Below are 17,020 nucleotides of genomic sequence, written 5' to 3'. Positions count from 1 at the left end.
ACGGCCTCATCACAGCCGCAATCGCTCGACCGCCGTGCCCGCCCGAGCGAACTCGCCGAGCGCATCGCCGAGCCCGTCCTCGAGCGCATCAGCGGCGGTCGTGTCCGCGGCCGCGACGACGATCGCGTGCGCGTCGAGCGCGGGGTCGAGATCGACCTCGAACCCGCCGTCCTCGGGCGTCACGAACGAGGAGCCGTCGGCGGTGTACACGGCGACGGCGTCGCCGGTAGTCTCGCCGGAGACGACGAGTCCCTCTCCCGCGTACTCGGCGGTGGCGGTGAGTTCGGGCGCGTCGGCGCGGTCGCTCTCGACGTAGCGGTCGCGGACGACGGCTGGCGTCTCGACCGGTTCGCCGGCGTCGACGCCGTGAGCGAGGCGGATGAATCCGGCCATCGACCACGCGAGCGGCGTCGCTCCCCCGGTTCCCTCGCCGAACTCCCAGCCGTAGTCGGTCGGGTGTTCGCGGTCCCACACCTGTTCCGGAAGCATCCGGCCGGAGTTACCGAACCCGGCCATCGTCTCCAGTAAGGCCGCCGGTTCGAGGGCTTCCTCGTCGGTGCCGCCGAAGCCGTCCGGACCGTCGGCGCGGGCGCGAAGCTCGTATTCCCCCCGCTCGCCGGTGAATATCGGCCAGAGCCGGCCGCGCCCGTCGCCGGTTCCGGCCCACGGAGCGCCCGGGTCGCCGCTCGCGATTTCGCCGTAGGCGTCGCCGACGTAGCGGTACCACGCCGGACCGTGCGGCGTGTCGACCCGGATCGAGTCGTCGACGACGGACACGGAGTTCGCGATCGCCGGATCGTCTGCGGGCTTCACGCCGAGTCGGACGAGTTCGAGGAAGCCGCCGTCGACGATCTCGCGCTCGTCGTACGTCGGGCCGTCGTTGGCGATCGTTCGCGGGCGTCCCGATTCGGGATCGCCGTCGGCGGTGATCCGGACGTAGTACGGCGTCTCGGCGTGCCGCTCGGTTCCCGTCGCCGTCGCGCACCACTCCTCGACGCGATCGCTCCAGTCGTCAGCGAGGGCCAGCCACGCGAGCGCGTCGGCCCGGAGGGCGGTTGCCCCGTGGGCGTCTCCGTCGACCGCGTCTCCGTCGGCAGCGGGATCGTCGGCCACGTCGCCGTCGATCCGGTCGGCCTCGCCGAGCGCGAGTGCTGCGCCGCAGACGAGCCCGGCGATTTCGGCGGCGATGCTCGACGGCGAGAAGCCGGCCTCCTCCTCCCAGCGCTCCTGGGCAGTCTCCGGACCGTTGACGGCGATATATCCGAGGGAGCGTCGGACCTGATCGTACGCGTAGTCGGCGTCTTCAAGGGAAAACCCGCGTTCGTACAGCTGCCACGCCATCACCGACGGGAACGCGATGTTGTCCATCTGCTCGCCGCCCCACCGCGTGCGCCCGTCGATGTAGGTGTTCTGCGGAAGGAACCCGTCGTCGTCCTGCTGGGTGTTGTACAGGTACGCGAGCGCGTCCGCACCGCGCTCGACCTCGCCGATCTCGATCAGCGCGGTGAACACCTGGTAGAGGTCCCGCGACCAGACGAAGTTGTAGCCGTACCCGCGGTCCTCGGCGGCGTACTCGGTTTCGCCCCACGGCACCGACGGGCTGGCGATCCCGGCCCCGTCGTGCCGCTTGTCCTCGACGGCCGCGAGCGTCATCAGCGCGAATCGGTACTGCGTCTCCAGTTCGGGGTCACCGGTCACGGACGCGGGGAACTCTCGCTCGGAAAGCCACTCTCGCCACGTCTCGGCGTACGAATTGGCGACATCGTCGAACCCGCGGGTGATGGCTCCGCGCGCCTCGCCGAGTGCCGCCGCCGTGTCCGCCTTCTCCGCGAATCCGAGCGCCACCGTATCCGAAATATCGGTGCCGCTGCCGACGAGACCGGCGAGGACCACGTTGCCGACCGCTTCGGCGGTGCCGTCCCCGCGATCGCCGGAACCGAACAGCGCGTCGGCCTCGTCGCTACCCGCCGCGAGCGTGCTCGCCCACTCGAATCGTCCGTCGCTGGCGAGCGCGAGCGCGACCTCGAACGATTCGCCTTCGTCGTTGACGAGCTTCCCCGGATCGCGCTCCGCCGCGTCGTCGTTTCTCGCCAGTAGGTGGTAGCCGGCCTCGTCGCCGACGCGGTCCCCGCGGTCGTTCGTCCCGACGTTCGTTATCGTCGTGTCCACGAGCGCGTACACGTCGTACTCGCGACTCCCTTCGAAGTCGATATCGGCGAGGATCGCGTTCCCCGCCGTATCGACCGCGTACTCGACAGTCAACGTCCACCGGTGGCCGTGCTCGTCGCCAGACTCACGGATCGTTTGCGTGTATGCGAGCGCGTCCCCGACGGTCGGCTCGGTAGTCCGTTCGATCGTCTCCGTCGCCGTCACGTGGCTCGTCTCGTCGAAGGTGCGTACGGTGTACCCGGTTTCCGGGTCGGCGACGAGGAAGTCGAACGTCCGCACGTTCATCACGTCGATCCGCGGGAACCGAGCCTCCGTCAACGCACCCTCGGTCAGCGTGAACCAGACCGGCACCGGATCGGCTGAGGAGTGGTCCGCGGGCGTGCCGACGCCGAACTTCCGGCCAGTCGTCCAGTGGGGCGCTTCGTCGGGGCCGCGAGGCCTGTCGTGCGGAAGCGGTAGCGCGCCGTGACCGGCCAGCGTCACCGTCGCGTCGATTCGGAGGGCGTGCGACCACGCGATGGGCGTCGCGCCGTCGAGATCGCCGTCATCGAAGACCTGCTCTGCGAACAGTCCGGCGTCGTTGACGAAGGGACCGTCGGGCTCGCACAGCGAGTACAGTTCCTTGGCGGCCGAAAACAGCCTGTGGGCGTCGCCACCGCGGTCGGCGATGAGCCCGCCGATCTCGGCCGCCGCGGTCGAGCCCCAGAGCGTCGCGATCGACCACACCTTTTCGCCGCCCTGCTCGGCCGTGCGCCAGTCGTCGCCGTCGAACCTGACGAGCCCTTCGACGTCGGCGGTTTCGCGGCGGAGCTCGTCGATCGACCGTCGAACGTGGGTCGCCACGCGATCGAGGAAGGTCTCGAACTCCGCTGTCGCGACTGGCGAGACGACCGCACCATCGTCGCTCCGTCCCTTACTGTCTCCTCGGTTCTCCCGGAGCGCCGCGTACTCGGCGGTCGCGCTCGCGAGCGCGAACGTGCTCGCGTCGACGCGGTCGTCCCGACTCTCGTCGCTCGCGCGCTGGGGAAACCGCTCGGTATCGGGGTTCCAGCGCTCGTCGAGCCCGACGAGCGCGGCGTCGGCGGCGGTCGCGGCGTCGGCCCTGATCGCCTCGTCGACCGGCGCGCGCGCGACCGCGGCGAACGCGCGGAGGTACGTCGCACCGGTGTGGGTGAACCGTCCGAGCGCGTTCTCCCAGCAGTTCTGACAGCGCCTCGGTAGCCCGTCGTCTTCGGTCGTCTCGCGGAGGAATGCGACGGCGTCGGCGATGGTGTCGTCGACGCGGTCGCGCCACTCGTCCGGGAGGTCGGTCGTCCGGCGGAGCCGGGCGAGGAACGCGACGACAGCGGCGGGCTGATCGAGTTGATCGTTCGGACCGGCCGTTCCGTTCGCGCCTTCGATGCGAGCGTTCGCCCAGCCGGGGGCGACCTTCCCCGAGTCGGCCCAGACGCGGTGGGGCCACGAGCCGTCGGCGTCCTGCGTGCGACAGAAGAAGGCCGCCGTCGCGAGCAGCTCCTCGTCCGCGTCGAGCCCGAGCTCCTCGCTCGCGCCGAGCAGGGCCAGCGAGGTCTCTGCCTCGTCGCGGAACCAGGTGTACCCGTATCCGCCGGAGGTCGAGTAGAACGGATCGAACTCCGGAGCGGCGATTCGCGCGCCGGACTCGGCGGTGAGCAGGCCGAGCGCGCGGAGGTCGCTCGCGATCACACCCCGGCGCGGAACGTCTTCGGGCACGGACGGACCGCGACCGTCCGCGGCCTCGCGGAGGGAATCGGCGTCGGGATAGGCGGTGGCGATCCGCGATATCTCGTCGATACGCCGCTGTCGATCGGGGCCGTCAGAGAGCGCGTCCAACGCGTCGTCGCCCGTGTCTCGCGTCTCTCGCCGGTCCACGACGGCGCGGCCGGCGATGGTGACGCGCTCGGTCCGACCGTCCCGCTCAAAGGGTGCGCGCACGACGACGTCGGGCGTGAGCCGGGAGTCCTCGCGCTTGTCGATTTCGCCGCGGTGTGGGAAGCCGTCCCCGTTCTCGCCGAGAAGTTCGGAGATCGTCCGAAGTCGTTGGCCGTGGGCGGCGGAGAGCCCGGTCGACGCCGTGAGGAAATCGTGTTCGTTCCGGTGGTACACCTCCACGACGCTCCCGCCGTCGGGTCCGGCCTCCTCGTGAACGAGGTTGCCGACGCGTCCCTCGACCATGTCCGGCGAGAAGGCGCAAGCGGCCACGAGTTCGGCTCCCGCGGGCGGCGCGCCGCGGAGTTCGACGTGCGTGAGGTGGGTATCGCCCACGACGAGATCGAACTGGTGGACCGTGTACCGGCCGGCGTCGTACTCCGTCTCGACGAGCGGCGTGTCGCCGTCGTAGTGTTGGCGGGTGGAGGTGAGGTCGTCGAACCAGCGGACGCCCCGCCCCGCCGTGATCCCCATTCGGAGCCGATCGGCCCCGCCGACTCCCGACAGGGAGTACGAACAGTCGTGGACGGCCCCGTCCGATCCGACGTGGACCAGCCGGCCGTCGTCGCCCGTGAACGCGCCGGCGGTGGTCGGACGCTCCGCCGGGTAGCGCTCGCCGCGCCGACGTTCGTGCTCCGTGAGAGCGGTTCGCAGTCGCATGGTCTCCCTGCGATTCCCGCGGTAAAAGTCCTGACGAACGAGGCCATCGGGCGATCTTGGGGTCAACGAGCGATCGGCGCGTGTTCGATCGAGCGGCGGACGATCCCTCGAGCGGCGGATGATGGGTCGAAGAGCAACACCGAAGGCCCCGGGTGACGATGACCATGGCATGCACCATCCCGGACCCCCTCGATTCCTCGCGACGGGCGAGACGACGGAACTCGCTCCGCGGGACCCAGATCCGGACGCGGACTACGCGTGGCGCGTCGTCGACGCCCCGCCCGGCAGCGATGCGACGGTCGGCGACGATCCCGTGACGACCTTCACGCCGGACGTCCCCGGTCGATTCATCGTCGGTCTCGACGCTCCAGACGGCGACCACCTGCTGACGATCCGCACGTTCGCCGCCGGCTACGAGGGCGTCGACGTCGCCGGAGGGAGCGGTACGGCCCTGCGCGATCGCGAGGCCGACCACGCCGCGATCGACTACGGCTCCGAGCGGGCCCACGACGGGATCGGTCGACCGCGGATTCGACTGGACGCGACCGTGGACGAGGCCGGATCCGACGGCGGCGACAGCACCGAATTCGAGGTCGTCGTCCGCGCGACGCCGAAGCCGAATCCGGAGTCCTCCCTCGACGCCGACGACCTCGAGGTGACGTTCGTCGTCGACGATCGCGACGTCGCGGACGCGGTTGCCGACGGGCGGCCGAATCCGCGAGACGCGCTTCGAACGGCCGACTCGGGGCGGACGGTTCGAATCCCCGCGTCCGCCGTTCCCGAACGCCTTCGGGTCCACGCCGTCGCGGTGGCACGCGAGCCCGGACGCGAGCCGCGCGTCAGCGTCGCCGACGCGGTGTCGGTCGAGCGGGCCGAGGAACGAACCGGGGGACGAGCCGAGGAGCGGGCCGACCGGCGTCCCGACGGCCGCGAGCACCCGTCCTTCGAAACGGTCCGGCTCAACCAGCCGCCCGCGTGGACGACGGACGCGACCGTCTACGAGGTGTACGTCCGAACGTTCGCCGGCGGCGACGAGGGGAAGACCTTCGACGCGATAGCGGAGAGGATTCCGGAGATCGCCGACCTCGGCGTCGACACGCTGTGGCTCACGCCCGTCCTCCAGCACGACGGGAAGCCGCACGGGTACAACATCAGCGACTTCTTCGACGTCGCCGCCGACCTCGGCGACCGCAGCGATTACGAGGCGCTCGTCGAGACTGCCCACGACCACGGGATGCGCGTGCTGTTCGACTTCGTCGCCAACCACACCGCGCGCAACCACGAGTGGTTTCGAGACGCCTACGGGAACCCGGACTCGCCGTACCGAGACCGCTTCGAGTGGCAGGACTCCGGCGAGCCGGGGACGTACTTCGACTGGGAGCTGATCGCGAACCTGAACCACTCGAACCTGACGGTCCGACGGTTCCTCCTCGACATCGTCGACGAGTGGGCACCGCTGGTCGACGGCTTCCGCTGTGACATGGCGTGGGCGGTGCCGGACTCCTTCTGGCGGGAGCTGCGCGACCGGGTGAAAGATATCGACCGGGAGTTCCTGCTGATGGACGAGACGATCCCGTACATCCCCGACTTCCACGAGGGGATGTTCGACGTCCACTTCGACGCGACGCTGTACTTCCAGCTCCGGCAGGTCGGCCGCGGCGCGGAGCCCGCCGCAACCGTCCTCGACGCGATCGATCAGCGCGCGGAGATCGGCTTTCCCGACCACGCCGGCTTCCTCCAGTACATCGAAAACCACGATGAAACGCGTTACCGCGTCGAGTGCGGCGACGCCGCCGCGGCCGCGGCCGGAGCTGCTACGGTCACCTTGCCCGGCGTTCCGATGATCTACGCGGGCCAGGAGATCGGACAGCGCGGACGCCGGGACGCGATCGCGTGGGACCACGCTCGCGAGGAAGTCCGCGAACGGTACGAGCGACTGCTCTCGGCCCGCGCCGACCACCCGGCGCTCGGGCCCGAGAGCGACCTCGAACGGGTCGACTACCACGTCGCCAGCGGCGATCTCTCCGAGCGGCCGATCGTCGCCAGCGGGAACATCCACCCCGACGACGTGGTCGCGTTCCGCCGGAGCGACGGCGACGAATCGCTGGTCGTGGTACTGAACTTCGCGCCCGAGGACGCTAGCGTCGCGCTCCCCGACGTCGACCATGCGGACCGGGACCTCGTGACCGACGAGTCGTGCGTCGTCGTCGACGGCGACGGAACCGAGCGCGTCCGCGTCGACGAGGTCGCGGTGGTGCGGGAGACTGATCGGTGAACGGGACCGGAGGAGCGGGAACCAGTGAAGACCGAAGCAGGTGGGGCTGTGACCAGTGAAGACCGAAGCCAGGGGAAGCCGTGCGGACGCAACGCTTGAGTCGGTGGGGATCACAGGGGAGAACATGCGATTCGACCGCTCCGGCGGCGTGTTCTGTCACGTGACTTCGCTTCCGAGCGAACACGGGATCGGCGACCTCGGTGGCGGTGCGGAGGACTTCTGCTCGTTCCTCGGCGACGCGGGCGTCGGCCACTGGCAGATCTGCCCCATCGGACCGACCCTCGCAAGCGCTGGCGAGTCCCCGTATCAGTCTCCGTCGGCGTTCGCCGGCAACCCCCTCCTGATCGACCTCGACGGGCTCGCTGAGGACAGCTGGCTCGGCGAGGACGATCTCGAACCGATCCCCGACTTCCCCGATGACCGCGTCGACTACGGCGCGGTCCGCGAGTACAAGCTCCCGCTGTTGCGGACGGCCTTCGAACGGTTCGACGCGGACGGCTCGGCGGAGGCGACGACCGACCTGAACGCGTTCCGCGATCGAGAGCCGTGGTTGGCCGATTACGCGCTGTTCCGGGCGATCTCCGACGCGCGCACGGAGGGAGCGTGGACCGAGTGGCCACAGCCGCTCCGGACGCGCGACTCGGAGGCGCTATCGGACGCACGCGAGCGACACGCCGAGGAGATCCGGTTCCGGGAGTTCGTTCAGTGGACGTTCGACCGGCAGTGGCGCGAGCTCCGCGACGTCGCCGCCGCCGAGGGTGTCTCGATCGTCGGCGACGTGCCGATCTACGTCGCGCTCGACTCGGCTGACGTCTGGGCGAATCCCGAGGTGTTCCGTCTCGACGAGCGGAACCGGCCGAGCGCGGTGGCCGGCGTTCCGCCCAACGCCGGGGACGACGGCCAACGCTGGGGGAACCCGGTGTACGACTGGGAGCGGCTCGCCGACCGCGACTACGACTGGTGGATCGCCCGGTTCCGCCGGCTGTTCGACCTCGCAGACGTCGCGCGGCTCGACCACTTCCTCGGGTTCGTACGGTACTGGGCGATTCCTGCCGACGCCGACGATCCCGCCGCCGGCGAGTGGCACGAGGGGCCCGGCCGTGACCTGTTCGAGACGGTCGAGCGCGAACTGGGGAACGCCCCGTTCATCGCCGAAGACCTCGGCTTCGAGGACCCGGCGATGGAGGAGCTGATGTCGGAGTTCGGCTTCCCCGGCATGCGCGTGCCGCAGTACGCGAACTGGTGTGCCGAGGGCGACCGGTACCAGCCGATGCACTACCCCGAGGGGGCCGTCGGGTACACGTCGACTCACGACACGGACACGTGGGTCGGCTACTTCGAGGACCTCCCGGAGCGTCAGCGCGACTGCTTCCGGTACAACGTGGGTGCCGAGGGCGACCGCCCGGTCGAGTGGGAGATACTCGACGAGGTGTGGAGTTCGGAGGCGGTGCTAGCGATGACGACGGTACAGGACCTGCTGGGGCTCGGCAGCGAGTCCCGGTTCAACGAGCCGGGAACGGTCGACGGCAACTGGGACTGGCGTGTGACGGAGGACGCGCTCGACGACGAGATAGCCGACCGGCTCTGGGAGTTCGGCGGACGCCACGTACGGTAGCTCGGTGCTCCGACTGGCGGTACCCCGCGTTTCACTACTGGTTCCGGCCGAGGAGCCAGTACAGCACCAGTCCGAGGAACGGTGCGAAGAACACCACGATCGCCCAGAGGAACGCCGGTTGGTCACTTCGAGTCTGTGCGTCGGAATACACCCAGACGATGATCGCGATCTGGACGAGCAGCATGAGGAGTCCGAACAGCAGGACGATCGCACCGGACCCTCCTTGGAGGAGTATCGGGGACATCGTGCGACCGCGTTCCGTCCCCAGCGACAAGTGCTTTCCGGGAGGGGACAGTCCGCGCGCGAGCACGAACCGTTTTGCGTCACCGGCTCCGCCATCGGGCATGGATCTCTCAGTCGACGGCGGGCGGCTCCGCGCGGATCTGGAAGCGAACGCGGCGTTCGGACGGATCGCGTACGACGATCCCGAGAAACGCGGGCGGACGAACCGGACCGGTACAGAGGCGAACGGCGCGGCGCGAGATCGGCTGATCGAGTGCTTCGAGGACGCCGGGATGGACGTCGCCGTCGACGCCGTCGGAAACCTCGTCGGGACGTGGCTCCCCGACTCCGTTGATTCCGACGCCGCTCCCGTCGCGAGCGGGAGCCACCTCGACAGCGTTCCCGAGGGCGGGATATTCGACGGGCCGCTCGGCGTGTACGCCGCGCTCGAAGCGGTGCGCGCGATGCAGGACGTGGGGATCGAGCCGGAGCGGCCGATCTCGGTCGTCAGTTTCACCGAGGAGGAGGGCGCGACGTTCGGGAACGGACTGCTCGGGTCGAGCGTCGCGACCGGTGTCACCGATCTCGACGAGTCGCTCGCGCTCGAAAACGACTCCGGAGAGACGCTCGGTGACGCCCTCGATCGGATCGGCTACCGCGGCAGCGACGAGATCGATCCCGCGGGGTGGGAGGCGTTCTACGAGCTCCACGTGGAGCAAGATACGGTCTTGGAGGACGCGAGCGCCGACGCCGGCGTGGTGACGACGATCACCGGGATAACCCACTGCGAGGCGACGATCGAAGGGGAGGCGAACCACGCGGGCGCGACGGCGATGGGCGATCGAACCGACGCTCTCGCGGCCGCCAGCGAGTTCGTCCTCGACGTGGAGGCGGCCGCGAACGATATCGTCGACCGGGAGAGCGCCTCCGCCGTCGGCACCGTCGGCTCGCTGGCCGTGTCGCCGAACGCGACGAACGTCGTTCCCGGCCGCGTCGAGGCGGGAGTGGACGTTCGCGACGTCGAGGCAGAGTCGATGGAGGCGCTGGTCGCGACCGCCCGAGAGTCCCTCTCGCGGCTGGAACGCGAACGCGGCGTCGAAACGGGGTTCGAGCGCCCGTTCGACGTGGACCCGACCCCGATGAGCGACCAGCTCCGGGACGCCGCACACGCCGCCGCCGAGACCGCCGGACGGACGGCGATCGACCTCCACTCCGGAGCCGCTCACGACGCGATGCGGGTCGCGCGCGTCACCGACGCGTCGTTGCTTTTCGCTCCGTCTCGGGACGGGATCTCGCACAGCCCGCGCGAGTGGACCGACTGGGCGGATTGTGCCGCCGCAACAGCGGTGCTGGCCGGCGCGCTGGCGCGCGTCGCCACCGGGAAGTAGCGCGGCGTCACAACCGTTTTGCCGGTCCGCAGCGATCCACGACCGTGAGACGACCCTTCGCGTTCGGATCCCTCGCCGTCGGCATCGTCGCCGCGGTCGCCGGCGGAATCGTTGTGACGACCGACGCGCTCGGTGGCTGGCCCGATCTGCTCGGGTATCCGGCGGCGCTCGCCATCGGACGAGCGCTGTTCGTCGTCGCCGTGATCGGGGTGTCGTACGGATCGTATCTCCTCTCGGTGGGCGTGCTGATGCGGTCGGCGAACAAGCGGCGCGCGCACAACACTCGGAACGTCCTGCGTCTCGCGTTCGGATTCGTGGGAACGGTCGCGACGCTCGCCGTGCTGACGGAGAACTGGCTCGGGCTCCTGTTCTCGCTCGGTGTGATCGGGTTCGCGATCACGTTCGCCCTCCAGCAGCCCCTGTTGTCGCTGATCGCGTGGGTGTACATCACGGTGAAACAGCCGTACGGCGTCGGAGATCGCGTTCGTATCGACGACGCGAAGGGCGACGTCATCGGCGTCGACTTCCTCGTGACGACGCTCTGGGAGATCAACGGCGAGCTTGTCACCACGAATCAGCCGTCCGGGCGAGTGGTGACGGTTCCGAACAGCGTGGTGCTCTCCTCGAACGTGGTTAATTTCGGCGGCGGTGGATCCCCGTACGTGTGGAACGAGGTCGGAATCCAGGTCGCCTACGAGACGGACCTCGACTTCGCACGGACGGTTATGACCGAGGAGACGACGGACTTGCTGGGCGAAGAGATGGCCGCAGGGATCGCGGCGTACCGCGAGGCCCTCGCGGAGACCCCGGTGGAACTCGAGGTTCACGACCGGCCGACGGTGAACGTGACGCAAGGGGAGTCGTGGGTGGAACTTCGCGTGCGATACCTCACTCACCCCCGGCGTGGACAGCGCGTCAAAAACGAGTTGTACGAGCGGATCCTCGAACGGTTCAACGAGGAACCGAACCGGGTGGCATTCCCGGTGAGTCGGAATCGGTGACTCAAAATCGGTGAGCCGAAATTGGTGGCTCAAAATTGGCGAATCGGAATTGGTGAGTCGAAATCGGTGGCTCGGAATCGGGGGATCGAGACCAGATCAGCGCCGGGACGGATTCGCACGGAACTCTTCTCCATGATTTATATATGCTGAACACTCGGAAGCGGAAAGTCCGGTGAGCGAGACTGAACCCAGCCGATCCGCTAAACCGTCGCTCTCGGGGGTTTTGGGACCCATGACCGAGATGGGTGACAACACCCCTCACGAATCATTTTTATATATGGGTAACTTACCCTGAGTTAACGAATCGGCGAACCCGACGCCAGTATTTCTGTCGGGAGTTCGATCGGAGAGAACCCATGACCGAGACACACATACGCGGTTACACTGGCGAAACGGAGCGTGACCGAACGACCGAATCGAGCGAGCAGGAATCCGAGACGGAATCGACAGCGGACGAACGGACGACGACGTGTCCCGAGTGCAGCGGTCGCCTCGTCACGGACACGGAGCACGGCGAGACGGTCTGTGAGGACTGCGGACTCGTCGTCGAACAGGACGGAATCGACCGCGGGCCGGAGTGGCGCGCGTTCAACTCCGGGGAGCGCGACAGCAAGTCGCGGGTGGGAGCCCCGACGACGAACATGATGCACGACAAGGGGCTCTCCACGAACATCGGGTGGCAGGACAAAGACGCCTACGGCAAGTCGCTCTCGAGCAATCAGCGTCAGAAGATGCAGCGGCTGCGCACGTGGAACGAGCGATTCCGCACGCGCGACTCCAAAGAGCGCAACCTCAAGCAGGCACTCGGTGAGATCGACCGCATGGCCAGCGCCCTCGGCCTCCCCGACAACGTCCGCGAGACCGCGAGCGTCATCTACCGCCGTGCGCTGAGCGAGAATCTCTTGCCCGGCCGTTCCATCGAGGGCGTCGCGACCGCCTCGCTGTACGCCGCCGCTCGACAGGTGGGGAATCCCCGGAGCCTCGACGAATTCACCGCCGTCTCACGCGTCGACAAGATGGAGCTCACGCGGACGTACCGATACGTCATCCGCGAACTCGGCCTGCGAGTTCAGCCCGCGGACCCGGAGAGCTACGTCCCACGATTCGTCTCGCGGCTCGAACTCTCGGAGGAAACGCAGCGGCTCGCGCGCGAGCTCCTCGACGGCGCGAAAGACGCCGGAATCACGAGCGGAAAATCGCCTGTCGGACTCGCGGCGTCCGCGGTGTACGCCGCCGCGCTGCTCTCGAACGAGAAGGTGACCCAGAGCCAGGTGTCGGAGGTCGCGGACATCTCCGAGGTCACGATCCGGAACCGCTACAAGGAGCTTCTCGAAGCGAGCGAGGGGCTGGCAGCCTGATCGTGATCGGCGTCAGCGAGTGACGCGCGCCCCTCGGTCGGGACTGCCACGTACGTTTTTAACCCGGTGGCGTGTACGTCAGTCCATGGTGGATGCGTTCGTCAGACTCGTCTGTCCGGAGTGCACCAAGGAGTGGCAGGACAACCCCGCGGAGCTGCAAAATCTTCGATCGAACTTCAGTTGTCCCAAGTGTCACGCGACTCGCCGACTGACGGAGTTCATGCGGACCGAACGTGACCTCGAAGCTGTCAAGCAGTTTCAGTAGCACCGCGCCAGCGAACCGCGTCACCGATCCGCAGTCACCCAGCGTGGACGCTCACCGTGAGAATCATCCCGATCGATAACCCAAAAAGACCCGTCTACGGCCCACAAACCGGGTGTATACGGACTACCCATGGTAACGTGACTCAAGATAATAATATAAACCTCCGGTAGCAAAGGACTGTTACTCATGAAGAAGCAGGAGCTCATCCACCTTCACGGCCTCCTCGCAGAAGTACGAAAACAGTGCGAATTCTGGAACCAAGACATCGACCTCGACGCCTACGAAGAACTCGGCGTCAAACCGACATCGATCCACAAATCGAAGACCGACCACAAAGCCGCTGTTTTTAAACTGACCGAAGGAATCACAGAGCCGATGGACGAAGCCGAATCCGAGCCGCTGGCCCCGACCGCAGACTGAATCTTCACTGCCGATTGCAGACCGTTCATGAACCGACGAGCGGCAGCGATGCAGTTCGTCTCCGCAGTGCGTGTGCGATCGATCAACTTATTTCGCCAGCCGCGCCCCCGGTCGAGCCATCGGTCGAATCATCGGCCGCGTCGTCACCTTCGTCCCCGATCTCCTCGACGTCGAGCACCTTCAGCGGAATGTTCCGGAGCCGCTGACCGATCTCCTTGCGCGCGACGCGGCTCGCGTGCTCACCCCGATCGACGTTGAACACGTCCATCCGGAGTTCGAGGGCGACGAGCGCCTCGTCCGCTGCAACGAACGCCGGAGCGAGTTCCTCGCCGCCAGGAGCGGTCCGACTTCCGGTCTCGATCTCGACGTAGTTGAGATCGGGATTCAACATCTCGCCGGTCTTCGAGATCGCGATTCGGACCGCCTCGTCGGCAGTCCCCACGTCGTACACCGGGACGGCTGCTTCGACGACGACTCGACAGTCCATCACGAGTGTAAGTACCACGCGAGCCGGCATGAAGCTTCGGCTGATAGGGACAGAGCGACGATCGAGTGGGCGTCCGCCGGGATTGCGCCGGATCCGAGGATCGCTCGTACGGGATGTCACCACGCGGTCAGAACCTCCTACGTTCCGCCAGCCCGTAGGTAATAAAACACGTACGTCTGTGCGTAGCCGGCGAATTCCCCGCCGAACCGCTCTCGGATCGCCCGGGACGTCTCCGCGTAGCCGCCTCGTTCACAGTCCGGGTAGTACTCCTCGATCGTCGTCCGGATCCACGTGTCAAGCGGCACCGATTCGAGGAATCCGAGCGAGAACAACAGCACGCAGTCCGCGACTTTGTCACCGACGCCGACGAATCGCGTCAGCGACTCACGAGCCTCCTCGTACGGGAGGTCGGCCGCATCGAGCGGGCGGGCTTCTCCCGACGCAACCATCTCTGCAGTCCGCTGCACGTAGGGCGCTCTGTACCCCAATGAGAGGTCCCGGAGCTCCGCCTCCGTCCGCGACGCGAGCTGGTCGGGAGTCGGAAAGGCGTGGTAGGAGCCCCCGTCGAAGTCGACGACGTCACCGTACGCTTCGCGGAGCCGACGCTGCATCCCGTGGATTCGCGCGACGCGCATCTGCGCCGAGCAGATGAAGGATATCAGACAGGGGAAGATCGGGTCGCGCGTGAGCCGCATCCCCTCGTACGCGTCGTAGGCTCGGTCGAGTAACGGAAGGTCCGGCGTCGATTCAAGGATCGCGTCGAGGTCGTCGTCGAGGCGGAACAGGTGTTCGAGAAGCGGCTCGGCGTCGATAGACGACTCCCACCGGAGCGTCCCGTCGTGGACGCCGCCCTCCTGTCTGACTCGGAGCGGAACCCGCTCGTCCGTGACACCGGATACCGGGGTGACGACGGTTTCGTACCAGTGATCCCCGCCGTAGGCGTGAAGATTCTCGTACGTTCCGCCGTCGACGCGGTTCCAGAGGTAACTCTGTCCGCTCTCGACGGTCGCCTGCAGGTCGAACGGACCCGACAGGCTCGCGATGTCGACCGCGCCTCGTTCCATGGTCGATCCGGTAGCGACACGGCCGTATTCGAGTTTCGATAGCGGCGGAGGAGATTTGGCAGCCTCGGTATGAGGGTTCCGAGGGGGGTTTTTCTCCGAGCACACCGTACAGGAGGTATGCCGACGTATCGGCGGACGACCCGCGTACCGGCTCCCATCGACGAGGTGTGGACGTTCCACTCCGAGATCGACGGGCTCCAAGAGCTCACACCCGACTGGATGAATCTCGAGATCGACGGCGTCGAAGGTCCGGACGGAACGGCGGATCCGGAAGTGCTCGTCGAGGGATCGCGGATACGGATGTCGATTCGTCCCTTCGGCGTGGGGCCACGACAGCGATGGATCTCCCGGATCGTCGAGCGCGAACCGGATCGGAGAGAGGCGGTCGGACCGAGCGCTCGCTTCGTCGACGTCATGGGCGGGGGGCCGTTCCGACGGTGGGAGCACACCCACGCGTTCTACGAAGACGGCGAGGAAACGCTAGTGGTCGACACCGTCGACTATCGACTCCCGCTCGGTGCGTTCGGTGACGTAATCGGCCCGCTCGCCAAGATCGGGTTCGAAGGGGTGTTCCGGGATCGACACGAGCGGACGATAGATCGGTTCGAACCGTAGCCGACGGTGCCAGAGGAGTGTCCGGCTTCAGCAGACGGTCGCCGTCACGACGGCACCTACCGGGCGACGGGAATTAGAAGGTCCGGGGTGAATTCCGAAGTATGTGTGCAGACACGTTCGGCGTCGGTATCCATCTGACAGACACGGAGCTGCAATTCGTCGTGCACGTCCCGTCGGACGTCGACTCCGGCTGGAGCGACCCGGACGCGTTCCAGACCCGTATCGCCGAAGCAGTATGGGAACGACTCGATCGGCAGTCGATACTACAAGCGGTCGCGGAGGAGTTCGAAACCGGTGAGACCGCGACACTCGGAACGATCGCGCTCAATCCGGATGGAACGGTGATCGAACACGATCTCGGTCTGTGTACTCCGGACGCCGACACACACGATCGTACGGAGCGAGGCTCGTAGCAGCCCGGCGAGCGTCACACGCCGAGCGGCTCGTCACCGTCCCCGATCGACCCGCTCTCAAACGCCGCTCCGACCGCCCACATTCGACCAGGATCGTAGGCGGTGAGATCGTACCGAGTCGATCCGACCGTTTCGCCCCACGTATCGAGGACGCCGACCGTCACGAGCCCCGATAACGCCGCGCCGAGGGTTCTCGGCGACGTCTCGGGATCAGAGAGCACAGCGTGAACCTGCTTCGATTGCGGATAGTTCCGATCGCAGGCCTCGATCCCGTCCCGGGCTTCCGACCAGTGACGCCGAAGATAGCCGAACGTCGTCGGGTCGTCGCGACGAAGTTGCTCGATTACCTCGACGACCGGATGCTCGATGCGCCCGATATCGACGGTCGGATCGAACGTCGACACGACCCCAGCGGCCGTCTCCGATCCGAACGAGCAACCGATCACGACGCGCCCAACCGATTCGGCGAGGCGAGCCCCTATACCCTCGACGAGGGCCTCCACCGATGAGATTCCTCGATCGGAAAGCAACGGCCCGACATCGTCGATCACCACGGACGGCGCTGACCCTCCCCCGCCGAGATATTCCGAGACGGCGTCGAGAACGCGCTCCGTGTCGGCGGATGCACCGAGAACCGTGTAGGCGAGTTGTCGGTCGGGAACAACCTGCGTCGTAACACCCGTTCCGCGAGTGTTGTCGCCCGCCGAAACGATCGCCTCTCGCGTCGGTGCACCGCTCGCCCGACGGTTCCAGCCCCGTCGCCACTCTTCGATACCGGTACAGAACAGCACCGAAACCACCCGTTCCGACGCGATTCCGTCACGGACCGACGGCTTTCCGTCGGTGGCGATCCGAACCGTGACATCGCTGTCGCGCTCCGTCGGAACAGCCATTAGGATCTTAGCTTCAGCGACAAAAATGATAAACTTACGGGTATATGCTTCAATATTGAGATTTGTATCGGCTGCAGTTTTCATGCTGATCGACGCTCACGATATCGCGTAGATCGCCTCGGCTGTACGGTGACAGCCTTCAAAGCATAGCACACAGACAGCCTTCAAGACATGAAAAAAGCCCACGGACACACTATCCGTGAGCTTCCTGGAGAGCAATATTCTCTC

General features: G+C 67.0%; 14 protein-coding genes. 9 read left to right on the top strand and 5 right to left on the bottom strand.

Annotation, left to right across the window (positions count from 1 at the left end):
• Positions 1-9: 9 nt before the first annotated feature.
• Positions 10-4,776 carry a DUF7997 domain-containing protein gene (locus ACFQEY_RS10600; protein WP_379768298.1) on the bottom strand — a complete coding sequence of 1,589 codons (4,767 nt, stop codon included), beginning with the start codon at positions 4,774-4,776 and terminating at the stop codon, positions 10-12.
• 169 nt (positions 4,777-4,945) lie between these two features.
• On the opposite strand from ACFQEY_RS10600, the gene malA reads away from it, so the two are divergent.
• Together malA and malQ are read left to right on the top strand one after the other, a co-directional pair.
• The gene (malA, locus tag ACFQEY_RS10595) at positions 4,946-7,051 is read left to right on the top strand and encodes an alpha-amylase MalA (protein WP_379768296.1); all 2,106 of its coding nucleotides are present in this window, start codon (positions 4,946-4,948) and stop codon (positions 7,049-7,051) included.
• 124 nt (positions 7,052-7,175) lie between these two features.
• Positions 7,176-8,666 carry a 4-alpha-glucanotransferase gene (gene malQ, locus ACFQEY_RS10590; RefSeq protein WP_379768294.1) on the top strand — a complete coding sequence of 497 codons (1,491 nt, stop codon included), beginning with the start codon at positions 7,176-7,178 and terminating at the stop codon, positions 8,664-8,666.
• 34 nt (positions 8,667-8,700) lie between these two features.
• Here the strand turns inward: malQ and ACFQEY_RS10585 are convergent, their stop codons facing one another.
• Positions 8,701-8,910 carry a PLDc N-terminal domain-containing protein gene (locus ACFQEY_RS10585; RefSeq protein WP_379769248.1) on the bottom strand — a complete coding sequence of 70 codons (210 nt, stop codon included), beginning with the start codon at positions 8,908-8,910 and terminating at the stop codon, positions 8,701-8,703.
• 100 nt (positions 8,911-9,010) lie between these two features.
• Between ACFQEY_RS10585 and ACFQEY_RS10580 the strand changes: the two genes are divergently transcribed.
• The 5 genes from ACFQEY_RS10580 (at position 9,011) to ACFQEY_RS10560 (ending at position 13,320) form a co-directional block, all read left to right on the top strand.
• A complete protein-coding gene (locus ACFQEY_RS10580; RefSeq protein ID WP_379768292.1) occupies positions 9,011-10,276 on the top strand; it encodes a Zn-dependent hydrolase in 1,266 nt (421 codons plus the stop codon).
• A gap of 44 nt (positions 10,277-10,320) precedes the next feature.
• Positions 10,321-11,277, top strand: coding sequence for a mechanosensitive ion channel family protein (locus tag ACFQEY_RS10575; protein WP_379768290.1), 957 nt, complete (start codon positions 10,321-10,323; stop codon positions 11,275-11,277).
• A gap of 356 nt (positions 11,278-11,633) precedes the next feature.
• Complete coding sequence (locus ACFQEY_RS10570) at positions 11,634-12,635, top strand: transcription initiation factor IIB (RefSeq protein ID WP_379768288.1); 1,002 nt, start codon at positions 11,634-11,636, stop codon at positions 12,633-12,635.
• A gap of 85 nt (positions 12,636-12,720) precedes the next feature.
• Complete coding sequence (locus ACFQEY_RS10565; RefSeq protein ID WP_379768286.1) at positions 12,721-12,900, top strand: DUF7836 family putative zinc-binding protein; 180 nt, start codon at positions 12,721-12,723, stop codon at positions 12,898-12,900.
• A gap of 186 nt (positions 12,901-13,086) precedes the next feature.
• Positions 13,087-13,320, top strand: a complete 234-nt coding sequence (locus tag ACFQEY_RS10560; RefSeq protein ID WP_379768284.1) for a UPF0058 family protein — start codon at positions 13,087-13,089, stop codon at positions 13,318-13,320.
• Between the two features lie 82 nt (positions 13,321-13,402).
• Here ACFQEY_RS10560 and ACFQEY_RS10555 read toward each other — a convergent pair whose 3' ends face one another.
• Positions 13,403-13,807: a DUF555 domain-containing protein gene (locus tag ACFQEY_RS10555; RefSeq protein WP_379768282.1), complete on the bottom strand. Its 405-nt coding sequence runs from the start codon at positions 13,805-13,807 to the stop codon at positions 13,403-13,405.
• 137 nt (positions 13,808-13,944) lie between these two features.
• Positions 13,945-14,871 carry a DNA-3-methyladenine glycosylase family protein gene (locus ACFQEY_RS10550; protein ID WP_379768280.1) on the bottom strand — a complete coding sequence of 309 codons (927 nt, stop codon included), beginning with the start codon at positions 14,869-14,871 and terminating at the stop codon, positions 13,945-13,947.
• 117 nt (positions 14,872-14,988) lie between these two features.
• Between ACFQEY_RS10550 and ACFQEY_RS10545 the strand changes: the two genes are divergently transcribed.
• Positions 14,989-15,486 (top strand): SRPBCC family protein, encoded by a 498-nt coding sequence (locus ACFQEY_RS10545; protein WP_379768278.1) that lies wholly within the window; start codon positions 14,989-14,991, stop codon positions 15,484-15,486.
• 101 nt (positions 15,487-15,587) lie between these two features.
• The gene (locus ACFQEY_RS10540) at positions 15,588-15,899 is read left to right on the top strand and encodes a hypothetical protein (RefSeq protein WP_379768276.1); all 312 of its coding nucleotides are present in this window, start codon (positions 15,588-15,590) and stop codon (positions 15,897-15,899) included.
• A gap of 14 nt (positions 15,900-15,913) precedes the next feature.
• Here the strand turns inward: ACFQEY_RS10540 and ACFQEY_RS10535 are convergent, their stop codons facing one another.
• Complete coding sequence (locus ACFQEY_RS10535) at positions 15,914-16,792, bottom strand: hypothetical protein (RefSeq protein WP_379768274.1); 879 nt, start codon at positions 16,790-16,792, stop codon at positions 15,914-15,916.
• Between the last annotated feature and the right edge of the window lie 228 nt (positions 16,793-17,020).

The organism is Halorubrum trueperi (assembly GCF_042662525.1).
Taxonomy (GTDB): Archaea; Halobacteriota; Halobacteria; order Halobacteriales; family Haloferacaceae; genus Halorubrum; species Halorubrum trueperi.
This window is presented reverse-complemented; position numbering and strand designations above follow the sequence as displayed.

What these genes read in the sequence shown, in the direction of transcription:
- ACFQEY_RS10600 (WP_379768298.1), bottom strand. Translation starts at nt 4,776, where the DNA reads ATGCGACTGCGAACCGCTCTCACGGAGCACGAACGTCGGCGCGGCGAG.
- malA (WP_379768296.1), top strand. Translation starts at nt 4,946, where the DNA reads ATGCACCATCCCGGACCCCCTCGATTCCTCGCGACGGGCGAGACGACG.
- malQ (WP_379768294.1), top strand. Translation starts at nt 7,176, where the DNA reads ATGCGATTCGACCGCTCCGGCGGCGTGTTCTGTCACGTGACTTCGCTT.
- ACFQEY_RS10585 (WP_379769248.1), bottom strand. Translation starts at nt 8,910, where the DNA reads ATGTCCCCGATACTCCTCCAAGGAGGGTCCGGTGCGATCGTCCTGCTG.
- ACFQEY_RS10580 (WP_379768292.1), top strand. Translation starts at nt 9,011, where the DNA reads ATGGATCTCTCAGTCGACGGCGGGCGGCTCCGCGCGGATCTGGAAGCG.
- ACFQEY_RS10570 (WP_379768288.1), top strand. Translation starts at nt 11,634, where the DNA reads ATGACCGAGACACACATACGCGGTTACACTGGCGAAACGGAGCGTGAC.
- ACFQEY_RS10565 (WP_379768286.1), top strand. Translation starts at nt 12,721, where the DNA reads ATGGTGGATGCGTTCGTCAGACTCGTCTGTCCGGAGTGCACCAAGGAG.
- ACFQEY_RS10560 (WP_379768284.1), top strand. Translation starts at nt 13,087, where the DNA reads ATGAAGAAGCAGGAGCTCATCCACCTTCACGGCCTCCTCGCAGAAGTA.
- ACFQEY_RS10555 (WP_379768282.1), bottom strand. Translation starts at nt 13,807, where the DNA reads ATGGACTGTCGAGTCGTCGTCGAAGCAGCCGTCCCGGTGTACGACGTG.
- ACFQEY_RS10550 (WP_379768280.1), bottom strand. Translation starts at nt 14,871, where the DNA reads ATGGAACGAGGCGCGGTCGACATCGCGAGCCTGTCGGGTCCGTTCGAC.
- ACFQEY_RS10545 (WP_379768278.1), top strand. Translation starts at nt 14,989, where the DNA reads ATGCCGACGTATCGGCGGACGACCCGCGTACCGGCTCCCATCGACGAG.
- ACFQEY_RS10540 (WP_379768276.1), top strand. Translation starts at nt 15,588, where the DNA reads ATGTGTGCAGACACGTTCGGCGTCGGTATCCATCTGACAGACACGGAG.
- ACFQEY_RS10535 (WP_379768274.1), bottom strand. Translation starts at nt 16,792, where the DNA reads ATGGCTGTTCCGACGGAGCGCGACAGCGATGTCACGGTTCGGATCGCC.